Source organism: Streptomyces sp. NPDC006207 (genome assembly GCF_040613835.1).
In the GTDB taxonomy this organism is placed as follows: Bacteria; Actinomycetota; Actinomycetes; order Streptomycetales; family Streptomycetaceae; genus Actinacidiphila.
Genome location: NZ_JBEXSX010000036.1, coordinates 61,351 through 79,562, shown reverse-complemented (window position 1 = coordinate 79,562; position 18,212 = coordinate 61,351). Strand labels below are relative to the sequence as shown.

Here is an 18,212-nt window from a genome sequence, read left to right as displayed (position 1 = left end):
TACAACACCAATTCCCCTCCAAAACGCCCAACAATCACCGTCGTCGTGCACGTGCAGCATTCGTGCGATGACGTTCGGTCACCACCGCTGCCGATTCTTCCTTGTTGACATGAACAGGGCGGAACTCGCTAATGGGCTCCGGTGAACGCTCGGACGTTCGCCGTCGCCCGGGAGCCGTACACGGCTCTATCCCTGCACGCACGCATGGGAGTCACGTTGCGCAGACCAGCGAGAACCACCAACCCCCTCCGCCGGACGGTGACCAGAGGACTGGCCGTCCTCGGCGCCGCCGCCATGGCGGTGCTGGGAGTACAAGCACCGGCATTAGCCACCGGGGCCGCAGGCGCGAAGTCCGCCGCCTCGGCCACCGACGGCCGCCCCTCCTTCGAACCCACCTGTGACGACGCCAAGCCCGGCCACTTCAGCTGCTTCGCCCTGCGCCGCACCGACGTGAAGCCGGTCAAGGGCCTGCTGCGGGCGGCCGACACCCCGGCCGGCTACGGTGCCGCCGATCTGCAGAGCGCCTACGACCTGCCCGCCGACGGGGGCGCCGGACAGACCGTCGCCATCGTGGACGCCTTCGACGACCCGACCGCCGAAGCGGACCTGGCCGTCTACCGGGCGCAGTTCGGGCTGCCGGCCTGCACCACGGACAACGGATGCTTCCGCAAGGTCGACCAGCGCGGCGGCACCGACTACCCCGTACCGGACCCCGGCTGGGCCGGTGAGATCTCGCTCGACGTCGACATGGTCTCCGCGATCGCGCCCAACGCGCACATCCTGCTGGTCGAGGCCGACGACAACAGCTTCGAGAGCCTGTCCGCCGCCGTCGACCAGGCGGTCGCGCTCGGTGCGAAGTACGTCTCGAACTCCTACGGCACCGACTACCGCGGCGGGAACGGCGAGGACCCGTCCGAGACCACGGACCTGGACGCCCACTACAACCACCCCGGCGTCGCGATCACCGCGTCCACCGGCGACTACGGCTACGGCGTGAGCTACCCGGCCGCCTCGCAGTACGTGACCGCGGTCGGCGGCACCACGCTGACCCGCGCGCCGTCCACCCCCCGCGGATGGACCGAGGACGCCTGGAGCCTGGCCGGTTCCGGCTGCTCGCTGTACGAGCCCAAGCCCGCCTTCCAGCACGACACCGGCTGCGACAACCGCGCACTCGCCGACGTCTCGGCCGTCGCGGAGGACGTGGCGGTCTACCAGACCTACGGCCACAACGGCTGGGCGGTCTACGGCGGCACCAGCGTCTCGTCGCCCATCATCGCCTCGGTGTACGCCGCCGCCGGCACCCCCGTCGCCGGCTCGTACCCGAACGCGTATCCGTACGAGGCCGGTACCGGACTCAACGACATCACCACCGGCAGCAACGGCAGTTGCTCCCCGTCGTACCTGTGCAACGGAGCCACCGGCTTCGACGGCCCGACGGGCCTTGGCACGCCCGCCGGTCTGAACGCGTTCCGCACCGGCGCGCACGGCGTGATCGCCGGAACCGTGACCGACAGCGCCACGGGCAAGGCGGTCAGCGGTGCCACCGTCACGGCGGGCACCGGCATCGCCCACACCGACGCCTCCGGCGCCTACTCCCTGACCGTGCCCACCGGCACCTACGACGTCTCCGTCGAGGCGTTCGGCTACGCCGACGGCTCGGCCGACGGGATCGTGGTCGACGAGGACGCCACGGTCACCAAGAACTTCAGCCTCTCCCCGGTGCCCAGCCAGACAGTCGCCGGCAAGGTCACCGACGGCTCAGGCCACGGCTGGCCGCTCTACGCCAAGATCACCGCGGACGGCGTCCCCGGCATGGTGTGGACCGATCCCGCGACCGGTGCGTACAGCCTGGACCTGCCCCAGGGGCACTCCTACACCCTGCACGTCGCGTCGGCGACGCCCGGCTACGAGACCGTCAGCAAGACGATCACCGTCGGCGACTCGGCGCAGACGGTGGGCATCGCGGTCCCGGTCGACTCCTGGACGGCGAACCCGCCCGGATACCGGGTCGACGTGACCGGCACCACCGAACCGTTCGACGCCACCGACGCCCCGCCCGCCGACTGGACGGTGGACAACGCCAAGGACACCACGGGCGGCTGGCAGTTCGACGACCCGGGCGACCGCGGCAACCACACCGGCGGTGACGGCGCGTTCGCCGTCATCGACAGCGACCACTTCGGCGGCGGCGTCACTCAGGACACCTCGCTGGTCAGCCCGGTCTACGACTTCACCGGCAAGAACGAACCCGAGGTCGCCTTCGACACCGAGTACAAGCAGTACGGCGGCCAGTCCGCGGCCGTCGAGGCGACCGCGGACGGCGGCAAGACCTGGACCAAGATCTGGTCGCCCGGCTCGGACGTCACCGGGGACCACATCGAGGCCTCGCTGTCCGACTTCGCCGGCAAGTCCGAGGTGCAGCTGCGCTTCCACTTCACCGGGAGCTTCGGCTGGTGGTGGGCCGTCGACAACGTTTTCATCGGCAACCGGCAGCTCACCCCCGTCCCCGCCGGCCTGGTCGTGGGCACCGTGACCGACGCCAACACCGGTAGCGGCATCGTCGGTGCCACCGTCACCAGCCAGGACAAGCCCACCGAGAAGACCACCACCGGGGCCACCCCCGACGACCCGAACCTGCCCGACGGCTACTACTCGTTCGTCTCGACCGCCTTCGGCAGCCACCCCTACACCGCGGCCAAGGCGAAGTACACCTCGCTTTCCAAGACCGCCAAGGCGGGGGCCGACAGCGCCGTCCAGGCGAACTTCAAGCTCAAGGCCGGTCAGGTCGCGATCACCCCGGCCTCCGTCTCCGCCTCCGTCGCCTGGGGCGGGGCCAAGACGCAGAAGCTGACCGTCAGGAACACCGGCGGCGCCGCCGCCACGGTCAAGCTCGGCGAACAGGCCGGCGGCTTCACCCAGCAGGCCAAGGGCGCCGCGCTGCAGACCGTCAAGGGCAACTTCAACCCGCTGTCCAGCAACGCCCGGGCGCCGGCCGGCACGGCCAAGCCCGCCGCGGCGGTCCCTGCCGACGACACCTGGCAGACGGCCCCGGACCTTCCGGCCGCCCTCATGGACAACGCCGTCGACACCCTGGACGGCAAGATCTACTCGGCCTTCGGGTACAACGGATCGACCGACGTGAAGGACCTGTACGTCCTCGACCCGGTGGCCGGCGCCTGGACCAAGCTGGCGAGCGCGTCCGACACCCGTGAGGACCCCGCGCACGGGTTCATCGACGGCAAGCTCTACGCCGTCGGCGGCTGGGGCCCGTCGGGCACCCCGGACGCCAAGCTGGAGATCTACGACCCGGCGTCCGACAGCTGGACCACCGGGGCTTCCGCGCCCAAGCCGTACGCCGGATCCGGCACCGCCGTTCTGGACGGCAAGCTCTACATGATCGGCGGCTGCGGCGCCGACTTCTGCGGCACGACCGACGCCAGCGTCTACGACGCGGGCACCGACAGCTGGTCCCAGATCGCGGCCTACCCCGAGCCCATCTCGTGGGAGGCGTGCGGCGCCATCGACGGCCAGATCTACTGCGCCGGTGGTCTGGGCGCCAGTGAGAACGACGTCATCCACACCTACGCCTACGACCCGGGCGCCGACAGCTGGTCGCAGCTCGCGGACGTCCCGGCCCCGCAGTGGGGCACCCACTACTCCGCGGCCAACGGGCGCCTGCTGCTGGTCGGCGGAATCGGCAACAACGCCCTCACCAACCGGAGCCAGGCCTTCGACCCGAGGTCCGGCACCTGGGCCGCCCTGCCCAACGCCAACGTCGCCACCTACCGCGGCGGCGGCGCACCCGGCTTCTTCAAGGTGGGCGGCGGCAACGCCCCCGGCAGGCCGATCAGCAAGGTCGAGCTGCTGCCCGGCTACGACCAGGGCGGGGCGAGCGACGTCGACTGGCTGAGCACCAGCGTCCAGGAGCTCACCCTGCAGCCCGGGGCCAGCACGACCGTCACCGTCTCGCTGGACGCCACGGCTCCGTCCGTGACCCAGCCCGGTGACCTCACGGCGGGCCTGAGCGTGGGCACCGACACGCCGTACGCGGTGCCGCGCATCCCGGTCAGCCTGCACGTCGACCCGCCCAAGACCTGGGGGAAGATCACCGGTCTCGTCCTGGGCAACAAGGCCACCGGCGGCACCGCACCCCTGGCGGGCGCGACCGTGCAGATCGACAGCTGGGCCTCGTCCTACACGCTCACCACGTCGGCCGACGGCACGTACGGACTGTGGCTCGACGTCCGCAACAACCCGCTCACGGTCATCGTCGCCAAGGACGGCTACCAGCCGACCGTCACGACGGTGAAGCTGAAGAAGGGAGCGACGGTCACCGCCAACTTCACCCTCAAGCGCAAGTAACCGGGCAAGCGCCGGGAACGGCGCCGACGGCCCGCGCGACGGGCCGTCGGCGCACCCCGGACGTGAACTCCGGGCCCGCTGCGGGAGATGAAGGTTCCGCGGCCACGGCGCACCCCCGTCCGGGGGTGCGCCGTGGCCGTGCGGTGGGTCTGCCGATGGTGTCGGTCAGGGCGGCAGAGGGGACCGTGGCGTTCCTGAGCAGCGTGCCGGCTCGCCGCGATGGGGGAGCAACCGCTGGTCAGTACCAGTGGTTGGTCTGCCAGAACGACCATGCGCCGCAGGGGCTGCCGTAGGCGGCGTTCATGTAGTTCAGGCCCCACCTGATCTGGGTGCGCGGGTTGGTACGCCAGTCGGCGCCCGCGGTGGACATCTTGGTGCCCGGCAGGGCCTGGACGAGCCCGTACGCGCCGGAAGAGGCGTTGGTCGCGGTGTAGTTCCAGCCGCTCTCACGGGTGACGATCTGCGAGAAGCACTGGAACCGGGAGGAGTCGCCGATGATCTCGCGCGCCATCGCCTGGATCTCGGCGGTGGAGTAGGAAGCCGTGACCACCTGGGCGGCGGCCTTCTTCTTCTCCTCGGCCTTCCTCTTGGCCTCCTTGCGGGCGGTGGCGTCCTGGGCGGCCTGCCGGCGGGCCGATTCCTCAGCGGTCCTGCGCGTGGTGACGTCAGCGGCGTCCGTCTGCGCCTGCACCTGATGCGTGAGCGAGGCCTGCTGAACGTGCTGGCCGGCGGTTATGTCCGCGAGGACGGTCGTCGTGTCGGCGGCGGCGACGGGCTGCAGGCCCGTCTGCTCGCCTTCGGAGGCGACACCGACGACGGCGCCCACGGTGGTGACCGCAGTGGCCGAAGCCACCGCGAGTCCCCGGACCGAGATCCGGCTCACACGGTTTCCTTCCGCATCGCCCGCTTCGTCACCTCACGGACGTGAACATGCCCCCTCGCACCGGCTCCATCGTCGTGCACCAGTGAGCGCGGGCGGCCCACGGCACACCTTTCAATTCCGAGGTTCCGTACACCTGGTGGTGGCGGGTGAGCCATGGGCAGGGCCTGACAAGATCGACAGCCTGCCCCATCCGGACACGGAAGCGCAACGGTCGGAAGTTTTCCGAGTCACATGGGTTGGTCGCTCCACCGACCGCCGGGCACCGCGGTGCACACGGGTCCGGCCCCTGCCACATGATGTGGCAGGGGCCGGATGTCGTAGCGGGGGCGGGATTTGAACCACGCGACCTCTGGGTTATGAGCCCAGCGAGCTACCGAGCTGCTCCACCCCGCGTCGGTGAGTCCACCATACGTCATCCGGGCGGGTCGGGCTGACATTTGGCGTCGCGAGCCCAGGAGGCGTCCGTACGGCTCGCATGGGCGGCGGCCGCGCCGACGACCGGGGGTGGGATGGTCGCGGCGCGGCCGTACTCCGTCGGCTGCCCTGTACGGCCGCAGCCATGCACCCGCCGCCCGACGCACCGGTGGCCGGGCGCCGTGCTCGGGGATACGGCGCCCGGCCTGTCGACGGGAGGAACCCGTCGCGGCTACGGCGAGCGTCCCGCCACGGCCCTCGGGTCGATGGCGCGGCGCGCCCAAGGGACCGGACGGATCGTCCGGGTGGACCATGGCGGCGGCCGTGCGCAGCCCACTTCGGACCGCGCACGGCCGCCGCCGTCCCGGGGAGGCCGTGGCCGCTATACCCGTTTCAACGTGACGTCGTGGGTGACGGTGGCTCCCCTCTTGAGCCGCACGGTGGCCACGGCCGGCCGGTAGCCGTCCTTGGCGACGATGACGGTCAGCGGGTTGTCACGGCTGTCGAGCCACAGCCCGAAGGTGCCGTCCGCGCGCGTCGTCAGCGTGTAGGAGCCGGCCCAGCCGTCGATCTGCACGGTCGCGCCCGCCAGGGGAGCCGTGCCTCCTGCCGGGGTCGCCCCGAGGATCGTTCCGCTGATGGCGCCCCATGTCCTGGGCGGGTCGACGTGCAGGGACACGGGGATGTCGGGCAGTGCGTAGGGGGTGTCGGTGAACAGGGCCAGCCGGGCGCCGTAGGCGCCGGGCTGAGCGACCTCCAGTTTCGCGGTGTCGAAGGTGAGCGTGAGCACCGTCTTCTGGCCGGGGGACAGGGTGATCTTCTTGGCGGACTCGCCGAGCCAGGTGACCTCCGACAGTCCCGCCTGGTCGTAGCCGGGCAGGAGCTCGACGGTGGTGGTGGGGGAGAGTTCGTACGCGTCGACGGTGCCGCCGACCTTGTAGAAGCCCGTCGCGCCGCCGCTTCTGAACGTGCTGGTGTTGGCGTTGGGCAGGGTGCTCCACGTGCCGGTCGCGGGGTCGAGGGCGAAGCCCTGGTTCGTCAGCTGACTGTCGTCGGTCACTCCGCTGGAGATCAGCAGCAGTCCGTTGGCCGCGGTGTACGCAGCCCCCCACAGCGGGATCGGCATGTCGGGCAGGGCCGACCACTTGTCGGTGGCGGGGTTGTAGACGTACGCGGAGGAGACGGCGACGGCGCCTCCGCTCTCGCCGCCGGCGCAGTAGATCCTGGTTCCGATGGCGGCGCAGGACTGCCAGGCGATGGGCTCCGGATACGGGGCGATCTCGGACCAGCGGTTGTCCCGGGGATCGTAGACGGAGGCGTCGGTCGTGCCGCAGCTCGTGGCCGCGCAACCGCCGATCGTGTACAGCTTTCCGTCCAGGACGGCGCTGCCCGATCCGGCGTAGGCCTTGGGCGCCTTCGCGCCGCTGGTCCAGGTGTTGCGGACCGGGTCGTAGACGTCCAGGCCCGGGTCGATGCCGCCGGTGCTGCTGCCCCAGCCCCCGGCGGCGTAGAACTTGCCGTCGATGAAGCCGTGCGCGGGAGCGCGGCGCGGGTGCGGGGACGAGGTGAGCTGGGTCCAGGTTCCCGTGTCCGGGGTGAGGCGGTACAGGTCGCCGGTGTCGTCCTCCCCGTCGTACCCGTAGGCCGAGTAGACCTTGCCGTCGTAGGTGTCGACGACGTTGTCCATGATGGCCGTGGGCAGGTCGGCGACGGGCTTCCAGGCGTCACCCGAGGGTCCGGCCGTGGTGGAGGCAGCCGCGCGCCCGGCGGTCCGCGTGGTGCGGCCGTCGATCTGCGCGGAGTGCCCGTCGGCGCGGGAGGACGGGAGTAGACGCTGGGTGACGCGGTGGAGAGGTGCGCCCTCGTCGGTGCTGCCGGAGCCCGCGCGTTCCGCCAGCGTCAAGGTGGCCTGCGCGCCTCCGGTGTTGGTGACGGTCAGTTTGTGCGTCGCGCTCTTGCCCAGGATCGCGCTGGCCTCGATCGGGTCGGTCGCCAGGGACAGTTGACCCGCCGCGAGTTTCCATGACGAGGTGACGACGGTGTCGGCGCGTGCCGCGACCGTCTTGGTCCGCTCGGTGTAGCGCGGCGTCGATGCCGTGAGGGCGTGCTTGCCCGGCGGCGCGGTCAGCGTGAAGAAGCCGTCGCCGAGGTTCGGGTCGTCGGGTGTCGCCGCCGTGGTCGCGCTCAGGCCGGTCTCGTCGCGGTCGGTGACGGTGGCGGATGCCAGCCCCGTGCCCGTGTTGGCGTCGGTGACGGTTCCGGTGATCAGGCCGGCCGGGGTGGGGGTGAGTTCCCGGCCGCCGATGAAGACGTTGTCAACGGCCCACCACAGGGCGTAGGAGGCGGAGTAGTGGAACCGCAGCCGGACCGAGGGCTCGCCCGCGTACGCGGCCAGGGGCACCTCGAGGTGTGCCGGGCCGGCCGCGTCGTTGGTGAGGGACCGGATGTTCCTCCAGGTGTGACCGTCGTCGGTGCTCGCGTCGAGGTCGGCGGTCTGACCGAAGAAGGGCATCAGGTCGGTGTCGAAGGCCAGCTCGGGGACCGCGACGTCGGTGAAGTCGAACCGCGGACTGACCAGGCTGGAGTCCTGGCTGGCCGGGTAGCCGTAGTGGTCGCTGTCGACCACCGCGAAACCACCGTCGCCACCGGTGGTGTTGGAACGCGAACCCGGGTCGTCGAACGCCCAGCCGCCCTGCGTTCCCTCGGCGTTGACCACCGACCAGCCCCCGGGCGCGGAGTCCGTCGAGGCGAACTCCTGCGTCGGGCCGGTCAGCTTCGGCGCGTAGGCGGGGGCGCCGGCCGACCAGACGCCGGCGGGTACCGGGATGTCGAGCTGCTGCGCCGCCGTGCCTGCCGCGAGGTGCCGGGTGACTTCCTCGTAGCCGGGGAGGGAGGCCGTGATCCGCAGGGTGTGCGCGCGGTTCTGGGGGAGCCTGACGCTGTACGCGCCGGTCGCGGGGTCGGTCCACACCGGGCCGGCGGGCGAGCCGTCCACGGCGATCTTGGCGTAGAGCGGCCAGCCGTGGCCGGAACCGTCGGTGACCTTCCCGGTGACCGTGCGGCTGGGCACCGTGTGGAGTGCGTAGTCCCTCGTCAGAGCGGCGCCGTCGGGGATCGCGACGTCCGGCGTGGACACGGTCGCATAGCCGAAGGCCTCGACGCCGATGTCGTAGGTTCCGGCAGGCAGGGACAGCGTGTAGGCCCCCGAGGCGTCGGAGTGCACCACGACGTCACCGCCCGATATCGCGGCCCCGGCCACAGGCTTGCCGGTCCCGGAGTCGGTGACCGTCCCGGAGACCTCCCCGCGCGGCCCGCCGCGGAACGCGCCGAGACCCCGGGGCGTACCCAGCCCGGTCGGTCCGTCGTATCCCGGCCCCGCGGTGCACAGGTAGGCGGGGTCGCACTCGCCGTTGGCCCCGCTGGTCACGTCGTTGAGGCCGCCGGTGGCGGCGTAGGGGTAGGAGTTGGGGTAGCTGTCGGCCGCCGGCGTTCCGGCCGCCGCGTAGACCCCGGCGATGATCGGCGTGGCCGCGCTGGTCCCTCCGTAGACCTGCCAGCCGGTCTGCCCGTAGGTCTGGTAGACCGCCACCCCGGTGGCGGGGTCGGCGACGGCCGAGACGTCCGCGACGGTACGCCGCGGGCAGCCGGTGTCCTTCTGGAAGGCCGGTTTCGCCTGGTAGGCGGAGCAGCCCGAGCCGGTGCCGTCGTTCCCGTTGCTCCAGACCGACTCCGACCATCCGCGCGGAGCGCTCGGGTCCCGTGCGAGGGAGGTGCCGCCGACCGAGGTGACGTACGGGGAGGCGGCGGGGTAGGGGACACCGTAGTTCAGGTCCCCCGACGCGACGACCATGGCGACACCGGGGTGGTCGTAGTGCGTGTCGGTGGTCTCGGCGGGGTCCTCACCGCCCCCGGGGTAACTGTCGTAGTAGGAACCGTAGGAGTTGGAGACGAACTTGGCGCCGAGAGCGACGGCCTGGTCGACGGCCGCCCCGAGGTTCCCGCGGTCGGCGCTGTCGGCCTCGACCAGCAGGATGTGCGCGTTCGGCGCCACGGCCGAGACCATGTCCAGGTCCAGCGAGATCTCCCCGGCCCACTCGGGGTCGGGCTGCGGGTAGTCGGTGCCGCCGCGCTGGTCGACCTTGCGGAAGCAGCCGTTGCCGGTGGTGCAGGCCGGCAGTCCGTACTGCTGCCGGTACACCGCCAAGTCCTGCTCGGCGGTGGGGTCGTCGTACGCGGCGACCACGGCGACGGTCTGGCCGGCGCCGCCGTTGGCCGGGAGGTCGTAGGCGCTTCGCAGATCGCCGGGGCCGTACCCGGCCGGTTCCGACGACCGCCTGTCGGTCGCGAGGTCCGTGCGGCGCAGGGCGAAGCACGCGAACTCGTTCTTCTCGGGTGTGGAGCAGGAGGGCTCCATGGACAGCCCGTTGCCCCTGCCGGTGTCCGCGCCCTCGTGTGTCGTACCGGCCGGCGTCTGTGCGGTGGCCGATGCCTGCGTCCCCAGCAGGGTGAGCAGTGACAGGCTCAGTACCGTCAGGCCCGCGGTGAGTCTGTGCCGTCCGATGCGCGTGAGCTTTCTCGATATGTGCAAGTAAGTGATCCCATCTGGACGGTGATGCGCCATCAGCTGCCGGCGATGGCGAATGAATCCATTCACTGCGGGGCCATTAGACATCGTTTCTGCTGGCTGGGTGGCTGGTTGAGCCGATCTTGGCGGAGCGGCCCCAGGGCGGTGCGCGGCGTCGGGCGGGCGACCGGGAGACGCCGGCGGCCGTCGTGCATGCGCACGCCGGTCCCGCCGTGGTCCTGGATGGCGGAGGGTGCGCGCCGGGGCCGGCATCGTGCCGCACCGGCCCGAAATCCACCGTACAGGGGCGATTGGACGCTTATGCCCGAATGAATCGCGTGAGAAGTCGGAAAATTCTCGACGGGATGTGCATCCCTTTGCGCCCCTCGGGAGTCCTATCGGCTGGCGGCTTCGTCATGCCGTCAACCCATAGGAACATTTGGGGTATACACTTTGAAAAACGGCATAAAGATCACATCCCGCGTGTCTGCGGTGACGATCACTGCGGGAGCAGTGTTGTCCGCCGCAGCACTCACCGTCCCGGCGCAGGCCGCGACGCTCACGGTGCCCACGATCACCGCCAAGGGCGGCTTCGTGATGAACAACGCGACGGGTAAGGCCCTCTACTCGAAGGCCGCCGACACCCGCCGTTCCACCGGCTCCACCACCAAGATCATGACCGCTCGCGTCGTGCTCGCCCAGCCGAATCTGAACCTTGACGCCAAGGTCACGATTCAGAAGGCGTACAGCGACTACATCGTCTCCAAGGGCGCCTCCTCGGCGCACCTGATCGTCGGTGACAAGGTGACGGTGCGTCAGCTGCTGTACGGGCTGATGCTCCCATCCGGCTGCGATGCGGCCTACGCTCTCGCCGACAAGTTCGGCAGCGGCTCCACGCGGGCCGCACGGGTCAAGTCGTTCATCGGCAAGATGAACTCGACGGCCAAGAGCCTGGGTCTGAAGAACACCCACTTCGACTCGTTCGACGGCATCGGGAACGGGGGGAACTACTCGACTCCTCGCGACCTGACCAAGCTCGCCAGCAGCGCGATGAAGTACTCCACCTTCCGCACCGTCGTGAAGACGAAGGCGACCAAGCAGAAGGTGACCACGAAGAGCGGTGGCTACCGCTACATGTCGTGGACCAACACCAACACGCTGTTGAAGAGCTACTCCGGGACCATCGGTGTCAAGACCGGTTCCGGCGCGGTTGCGAAGTACTGCCTGGTCTTCGCCGCGACCCGGAACGGCAAGACGGTCATCGGTACCGTTCTCGCCTCCTCCTCGGCGACCAGCCGTGCCTCGGACGCGACGAAGCTGATGAACTACGGGTTCAAGAAGTAGGCAAGCCCACCATGGCGAAGGGTGTGCCCACGACCGCACGGTCGTGGGCACACCCTTCGTCGTTCGCCGGCGGACCCGCCCGGCCGGCATCCGGCGCGGCGACCGGATGTCGGTCCCGTCCCCGCCGTACGGCCGAGTCGCCCGCGGGCGGGTGAAACGTCAATGGCTAAATAATTGACGCGATTTTGCCCGGTAAACGCCCGGGCCGGGGCCGCGCACGGAAACCGGGAAAGACGGGGATGTCGGCGAATACCCCGGTACGTCGAGCCATGGGGACCAGTCAGGCGCAAGCAGGGCACACGGGCTCCGCGGTGGCATAAGGGTGGCGGACCGGGAATCGGGCGATGCGTGCGTCAACCACCCTCATGATGCGACCTGTCACGCATGGCGGCATTGATCCCCACCCGCTCTCCGGAATCCGGACACATTCGCGTCGAGTGCTCCGGAGAACGCGAAATGGCGGCCCGTTTCTGCCTTTTCGGCGTTGACATGGATACGTGATCTCTCCGCTAATGGACTCCCGGCGACCGCAGGAGTTCGCTGTCGAACCTTCATATGTCGGCGTTTCATGGGATCACTGGGGAGTCGGACGTTGCACGTAGCACACATATCCGGTCCACCGCTCCGGCGGCGGATGTCCACCTGGTCGGCGGTGATCGTCACCGCCGCGCTGGCCGTCCTGGGCATCCAGACACCGTCCCAGGCTGCGGCGCCCTCAGCCGCGGCCGCCACAGCGTCCGCTGCCGCGGGCGGTGACGCGCCCTACGAAGCGGCGTGCGGTGCCGCAAAGAAGGGCGAGGCCACCTGCTACGCCCTGCGCCGCACCGATGTGAAGCCGTCCAAGGGCCTGCGGACCACCGCGGCGCCGGGCGGGTTCGGACCGGCCGACCTGCGTTCGGCCTACAACCTCCCGGCGGGCGGCGGTGCGGGGCAGACGATCGCCATCGTCGACGCCTTCGACGACCCGACCGCCGAGGACGACCTGGCGGTCTACCGCGAGCAGTACGGCCTGCCCGCCTGCACCGCCGACAACGGCTGCTTCACGAAGGTCGACCAGCGCGGCGGCACCGACTACCCGCAGCCCGACCCGGACTGGGCCGGGGAGATCTCCCTCGACCTCGACATGGTCTCGGCGATCGCCCCCGAGGCTCACATCCTGCTCGTCGAGGCCGACACCCCGAGCTTCGAGGACCTCGGCGCCGCCGTCGACACGGCGGTCGGGCTCGGCGCCAAGTTCGTGTCCAACTCCTACGGCACCGACTACCGCTTCGGCAGCGGTGAGGACCCCTACCAGACGACGGTGCTGGACGCCCACTACAACCACCCCGGCGTCGCGATGGTCGCCTCCTCCGGCGACTTCGGCTACGGCGTCTCCTACCCGGCCGCGTCGTCCTACGTGACCGCGGTGGGCGGTACCTCCCTGACCGCCGACAGCGGGAGCAGCCGCGGCTGGTCCGAGAGCGTCTGGGACGGCGCGGGGTCCGGGTGTTCGCTCTACGTGCCCAAGCCCGCATTCCAGAAGGACACCGGCTGCGCCAACCGCGCCGTCGCGGACGTCGCCGCGGTGGCCGACCCCGCCACCCCGGTCGCGGTCTACCAGACCTACGGTGGCGGCGGCTGGGCGCAGTTCGGCGGCACCAGCGCCGGTTCGCCGATCATCGCCGCCGTCTACGCCAACGCGGGCACCCCCGTCGCGGGCACGTACCCCAACTCCTACCCCTACGCGGCGGACGCGGGGTTCCACGACGTCACCGCCGGCAGCAACGGCACCTGCTCCCCGGCCTACCTGTGCTCCGGCGCCGCCGGATACGACGGCCCGACGGGCCTCGGCACCCCCGACGGCCTGCGGGCCTTCCGCACCGGCCCGCACGGGACGCTGGCCGGCACCGTGACCGACCAGGTCACCGGCAAGCCCCTCGCCGGTGCCACCGTCAGCGCGGGAACCGACAACGTCACGCGCACCGGGGCCGACGGCGGTTACAGCCTCGGCCTCCCGGTCGGCGGCTACGACGTCACCGTCGAGGCCTACGGCTACGCCGGCAGCACCGCCGAGGACGTCGACGTCACCGAAGGCGGCACCGTCACCCGGGACTTCGCGCTGAAGCCGGTACCCAGCCAGACGGTCTCCGGCAAGGTCACCGACGGCTCCGGTCACGGCTGGCCGCTGTACGCCAGGATCACCGTGGACGGCGTCCCCGGCGGCCCGGTGTGGACCGACCCGGCCACCGGCGCCTTCACCCTCAGCCTTCCCGAGGGCCACGACTACACCCTCCACGCCGACGCGTCCCTCCCCGGCTACACGACGGCGACCAGGTCCCTCACCGTCACCGACGCGCCGCAGTCCCTCGACCTGTCCCTGCGGGCCGACCCCTGGCAGGCCACCGCACCCGGCTACGCGGTGCACCTGAGCGGCGCCACCGAGCACTTCGCGTCCACCGACTCCGCCCCGCAGGGCTGGCGCGTCGTCAACGCCGACGGCAGCGCGGGCGGCTGGACCTTCGACGACCCCGGCGGCCGTGGCAACCAGACCGGCGGCGACGGAGCCTTCGCCATCGCCGACAACCCCACGATCGGTTCGCCCTACGACACTCAGCTGATCAGCCCCGCCTACGACCTGACCGACGCGTCCGATCCCGAGCTGGCCTTCGACGCCATGTACTGGGTGTCCGACGGGAGCGCGGTCTCGGTCGACGCCAGCTCCGACGACGGCGCCACATGGAAGTCCCTGTGGTCGGCGACGGCGGGCTTCGCGGACCACGCCAAGGTCGAGATCCCGCTCGATGACTTCGCCGGCGAGCGGGACGTCCGTGTGCGCTTCCACTTCGTCACCGAGTTCGCCTGGTGGTGGGGCGTCGACGACGTCTTCGTCGGCGATCGCGGTTACACGGCCACCCCCGGCGGCCTGGTCACCGGGACCGTGACCGACGCCAACACCGGCAAGGGCCTGGTCGGCGCCGGCGTCACCGTCGAGGGCGAGCCGGGGGCGACCGCGACGAGCGCGGCCACCCCCGAGGACCCCGCGCTCGGTGACGGGCTCTACCTCATGTTCTCGCCAGGCCTCGGAAAGCACGAGGTCACCGCGGCAAGGCCGCGCTACACGGAGCTGACCAAGACCGTCGACATCGCGGCCGACAGCGCCGTCACGGCCTCCTACAAGCTCAGGGCCGGGCAACTGACCGTGACCCCGGACTCCGTCGGCGCCACCCTCGCCTGGGGCAAGTCCGCCACGCGGAACATGACGGTCAAGAACACCGGGGGCGCGCCCGTCAGCGTGACGGTGGGCGAACGGGCCGGCGGCTTCCAGTCCCAGGTCCTCGGCAACGGCGCACCCCTCCAGACCGTCAAGGGGCACTTCTCCCCGCACGCGAGCAAGAAGGGTTCGGCCCCGACCGGGGCGAAGCACGCCGCGGCGCCGTCCGGGGACGCCTGGCAGACCGGCCCCGACCTCCCGGAGACCGTCCTCGGCAACGCGGTCGGCACCTACGAGGGCAAGGTCTACTCCGCCTTCGGCTACACCGGCTTCGACGTCACCAACGCGATGTACGTCCTGGACCCCGTCGTCGGCGGCTGGAGCAAGGTGGCCAGCGCGGCGGACCGCCGGGAGGCGCCCTCGGGGCAGTTCGTCGACGGCAAGTTCTACACCGTCGGGGGCTGGCTCCCGGACAACACCACCGACCCCAAGCTGGAGATCTACGATCCCGTCGCCGACCGCTGGAGCACCGGGGCACCGACGCCCGCGGCCTACGCCGGGCAGGGCAACGCGGCTCTCGACGGCAAGCTCTACACGGTCGGCGGCTGCGACGACCACTGCGGCACCGCCGAGGCGTACGCATACGACCCCGACACCGACACCTGGTCCCGGATCGCCGACTACCCGGAGCGGGTCGCCTGGGAGTCGTGCGGCGGCGTCAACGGCAAGCTCTACTGCGCCGGCGGTGACGCGGACGGCCTCGGCGAGAGCAAGCACGCCTACGTCTACGACCCGGCCGCCGACACCTGGACGTCGCTTCCCGACCTGCCGATCCCGCTGTGGAGTTCCTCGTCCACCGCGGCGAACGACCAGCTCGTGATCTCCAGCGGCATCAGCCACGAGGCCCTCACCAACCAGGGCTTCGCCTACGACCCGCAGGCCGGCGCCTGGACCGCCCTGCCCAACGCCAACGTGGCCACCTACCGCGGCGGCGCCGCCCTCGGCGTGTACAAGATCGGCGGCGGCAGCGAGCCGTACACCCCGAGCAGCACCGTGGAGCTCCTGCCCGGATACGACCAGGGCGGCACGAGCGACGTCCCGTGGCTGAGGACGAGCACCCAGCACTTCACCCTGCAGCCCGGTGCGAGCACGACCGTCACCGTCACGCTGGACGCCTCGGTGCCCGAGGTCGCGCAGCCGGGTGACTTCAGCGCGCAGCTGGCGCTGGACAACGACAGCCCGTACGGGATGCGGAAGGTCCCGGTGTCCCTGCACGTCGACCCGCCGAAGACCTGGGGCAAGATCACCGGAACCGTCCGTGGCGTCCAGAGCGACGGCACCACCAAGCCGCTGGCCGGTGCCACCGTGGAGATCGGCAGCTGGGCGGCGGACTACTCGCTCAGGACGGCCGCCGACGGCACCTACTCCCTGTGGCTGGACTCCCGCAACAACCCGCTGGAGGTCATCGTGGCCAAGGACGGTTACCGGCCGGTGGCCACCACGGTGAAGATCCAGAAGGGGGCGACGGTCACCAGCGACTTCACGCTGAAGAAGCAGTAACCGCCGATCCGGCGGAAGCGGACGCGGGCCGGCCCTCGGGACCGGCCCGCGCCTGTCCGGGGGGTGCCGGGTCGCCTCGTCGCGGGTGACGCGGCGGGTCGGTCAGAGCCGCCAGCGACGGATCTGGTCGGCGCAGGCGTAGACGTCCGCGCGCCCCGCACGGACCTGCTTCGCCAGGTCGCTGAGCGCCCCGTACGGTGCATCGACCGCCTGGCCGCACGCCGCCATGTAGGCCACCGCGACGAGCGCCCCGTACATGGCGTTGCGGGCGGGCAGCGGGCACACCGAAACGATCTCGTGGAAGAGGGCCGCCGCACGCCAGGCCGCGTCCACGGTGTAGTCCAGCTTCGGGGCGTTGACCCGGTGCCGGGCGACCGCCGCGACCAGGCCGGAGAAGTCGTGGACCGACGGCTCCTTCGGCAGCACCTCGGCCTGGCGTTCCAGCAGCCAGCGAATGTCGACCTGCAGCTCCACCTCAGGCGGTCCGTCCGGTGGCGCTGTCCGGCTCCTCTTCCGGGAACGCCTCGGCGAACTCCGCGGCATGCCTGGCCAGGAACGCAGCGGCCGTGGCGGCCCCGTCGTCGAGTCGGGGGTCGCGCTCGGCAGCCTGCGTGATCAGAGCGGTCACCGTGGTGCCTTCGGCCTCGGCGCGTGCGACGAGACGGGCATGAACGGCGTCATCGAGCCGGATGTTGATCTGCTTCGCCATGCCCCCAGTGTATAGCAGGCTGCTATACACTGGGATGCCGCGCCAAGCGCAGGGCCGAAGCGACGGCGAACGCCGGTGCGGGCGCCCGCTCGCCCGGGTGCGCCCCACGGCGCGCAGGGCTCGCCCTCAGGGGCCCAGGGCGAGGCCGACGATGTCGAAGGCGCGACGTACGGAGCGGTTCCAGACCACGGCCGCCACCGCGATGGCGGTGCACGCCATGACGATCGGCTCAGCGCCGTCGGACAACCCCAGCCGGGAGACGCCGATCACGCCTCCGATCGTGAGGACGGACCACGTGACGGTACGGATCCACTCGCGGTCAGGCCCCGCCACAGCGCCCTGTAGCTGGCTCTCGTCCAGAAGCGCGCCCACCCGGGCTTGGCAGTAGCGATCCGCGATGGTCAGAAGGAGTCCTCCCAGCTCCTCCAGCGCCGGGCGCGGATCGCTGTCGAGACGGGCTTCACAGGCGCGCAGCGCGGCAATCACCCGGCGCTCGTGCGCCTTGAGCGTCCTGCGACGGTGCGAGAACAAGGAGACGGAGCGCCGCTGCCTGTGAGCGGCGGATATGCCACGACTGACCGCTCCGATCCGGCGGGAGACCTTGCGCAGATTCGGTGCCAGCCTTTCGCCGCCCGCCCTGTGCGCCTCCGCGCAGGCCGTGATGGCGTCGGCGATCTCCATGACCAGTGCGTACCGCCGTGCACCGAAGACCACGCCTACCTGCCGGAAGGACAAGCGGGTCTGCGGAGCCTCGCGTCCGCCGAGGGAACTGCGAAGGGTCATCACCGGAATCGCGACGGCACCGAAGACCAGCGCGACCACTGCCCAGGGGGTCTGTGCCATGGAAACGCCGTCAGCGGTCACGTAGTCGACGGTCACGAAGACCGCACCCGTCGCTGCGCAAAAGAGGATGCAGGTCAACAAGATGCGAAGGTGACGCCTGCGACGGATGGCAACGCGGACCCGGGCCGGAACGCGGCCAGGCATCGCCAGGCGCGCCAGGGAATCCTCGAGTTCGGCCAGACTTTCGTCACCCCACACAAGCCCGGATCATGGCACGGGACGGATCGCCCCGGAGCCCTTTTCCCGTGCCAGGTGCGGCTCGCGATGTCACCTCGCCGAGGGCCCCGAGGGCCCCGAGGCCGACCGGGCCGAGTGGTTCCCACCCGGCCCGGTCGCCGACGGT

Annotated in this window: 8 protein-coding genes and 1 tRNA gene; 3 read left to right on the top strand and 6 right to left on the bottom strand. The window is 70.9% G+C overall.

Going from position 1 to position 18,212, the window contains the following annotated elements:
* The first annotated feature begins 294 nt into the window (after positions 1–294).
* Positions 295–4,362 (top strand): Kelch repeat-containing protein, encoded by a 4,068-nt coding sequence (locus ABZ312_RS26665; RefSeq protein ID WP_500329315.1) that lies wholly within the window; start codon positions 295–297, stop codon positions 4,360–4,362.
* Between the two features lie 238 nt (positions 4,363–4,600).
* Here the strand turns inward: ABZ312_RS26665 and ABZ312_RS26660 are convergent, their stop codons facing one another.
* The 3 genes from ABZ312_RS26660 to ABZ312_RS26650 all read right to left on the bottom strand — a co-directional run bounded on the left by ABZ312_RS26660 (position 4,601) and on the right by ABZ312_RS26650 (position 10,247).
* A complete protein-coding gene (locus ABZ312_RS26660) occupies positions 4,601–5,245 on the bottom strand; it encodes an aggregation-promoting factor C-terminal-like domain-containing protein (RefSeq protein WP_500438927.1) in 645 nt (214 codons plus the stop codon).
* Between the two features lie 318 nt (positions 5,246–5,563).
* Positions 5,564–5,638, bottom strand: a tRNA-Met gene (locus ABZ312_RS26655).
* 403 nt (positions 5,639–6,041) lie between these two features.
* Positions 6,042–10,247, bottom strand: a complete 4,206-nt coding sequence (locus ABZ312_RS26650) for a carboxypeptidase regulatory-like domain-containing protein (RefSeq protein ID WP_500329297.1) — start codon at positions 10,245–10,247, stop codon at positions 6,042–6,044.
* A gap of 429 nt (positions 10,248–10,676) precedes the next feature.
* Between ABZ312_RS26650 and ABZ312_RS26645 the strand changes: the two genes are divergently transcribed.
* Entirely contained in the window at positions 10,677–11,567 is an 891-nt protein-coding gene (locus tag ABZ312_RS26645; protein ID WP_500329298.1) for a D-alanyl-D-alanine carboxypeptidase family protein, read from the top strand.
* Between the two features lie 634 nt (positions 11,568–12,201).
* Positions 12,202–16,317: a carboxypeptidase regulatory-like domain-containing protein gene (locus tag ABZ312_RS26640; protein ID WP_500329299.1), complete on the top strand. Its 4,116-nt coding sequence runs from the start codon at positions 12,202–12,204 to the stop codon at positions 16,315–16,317.
* A gap of 102 nt (positions 16,318–16,419) precedes the next feature.
* On the opposite strand, the gene ABZ312_RS26635 is transcribed toward ABZ312_RS26640, so the two are convergent.
* The 3 genes from ABZ312_RS26635 to ABZ312_RS26625 all read right to left on the bottom strand — a co-directional run bounded on the left by ABZ312_RS26635 (position 16,420) and on the right by ABZ312_RS26625 (position 18,067).
* A complete protein-coding gene (locus ABZ312_RS26635) occupies positions 16,420–16,791 on the bottom strand; it encodes a toxin Doc (RefSeq protein WP_499516373.1) in 372 nt (123 codons plus the stop codon).
* Position 16,792: 1 nt separating this feature from the next.
* Positions 16,793–17,026 carry a type II toxin-antitoxin system HicB family antitoxin gene (locus ABZ312_RS26630; RefSeq protein ID WP_500329301.1) on the bottom strand — a complete coding sequence of 78 codons (234 nt, stop codon included), beginning with the start codon at positions 17,024–17,026 and terminating at the stop codon, positions 16,793–16,795.
* Between the two features lie 126 nt (positions 17,027–17,152).
* Positions 17,153–18,067 (bottom strand): hypothetical protein, encoded by a 915-nt coding sequence (locus ABZ312_RS26625; protein WP_500438926.1) that lies wholly within the window; start codon positions 18,065–18,067, stop codon positions 17,153–17,155.
* Positions 18,068–18,212 lie beyond the last annotated feature (145 nt).

Coding starts and splice junctions, on each gene's coding strand:
- ABZ312_RS26665 (WP_500329315.1), top strand. CDS start 295: ATGGCGGTGCTGGGAGTACAAGCACCGGCATTAGCCACCGGGGCCGCA.
- ABZ312_RS26640 (WP_500329299.1), top strand. CDS start 12,202: ATGTCCACCTGGTCGGCGGTGATCGTCACCGCCGCGCTGGCCGTCCTG.
- ABZ312_RS26630 (WP_500329301.1), bottom strand. CDS start 17,026: ATGGCGAAGCAGATCAACATCCGGCTCGATGACGCCGTTCATGCCCGT.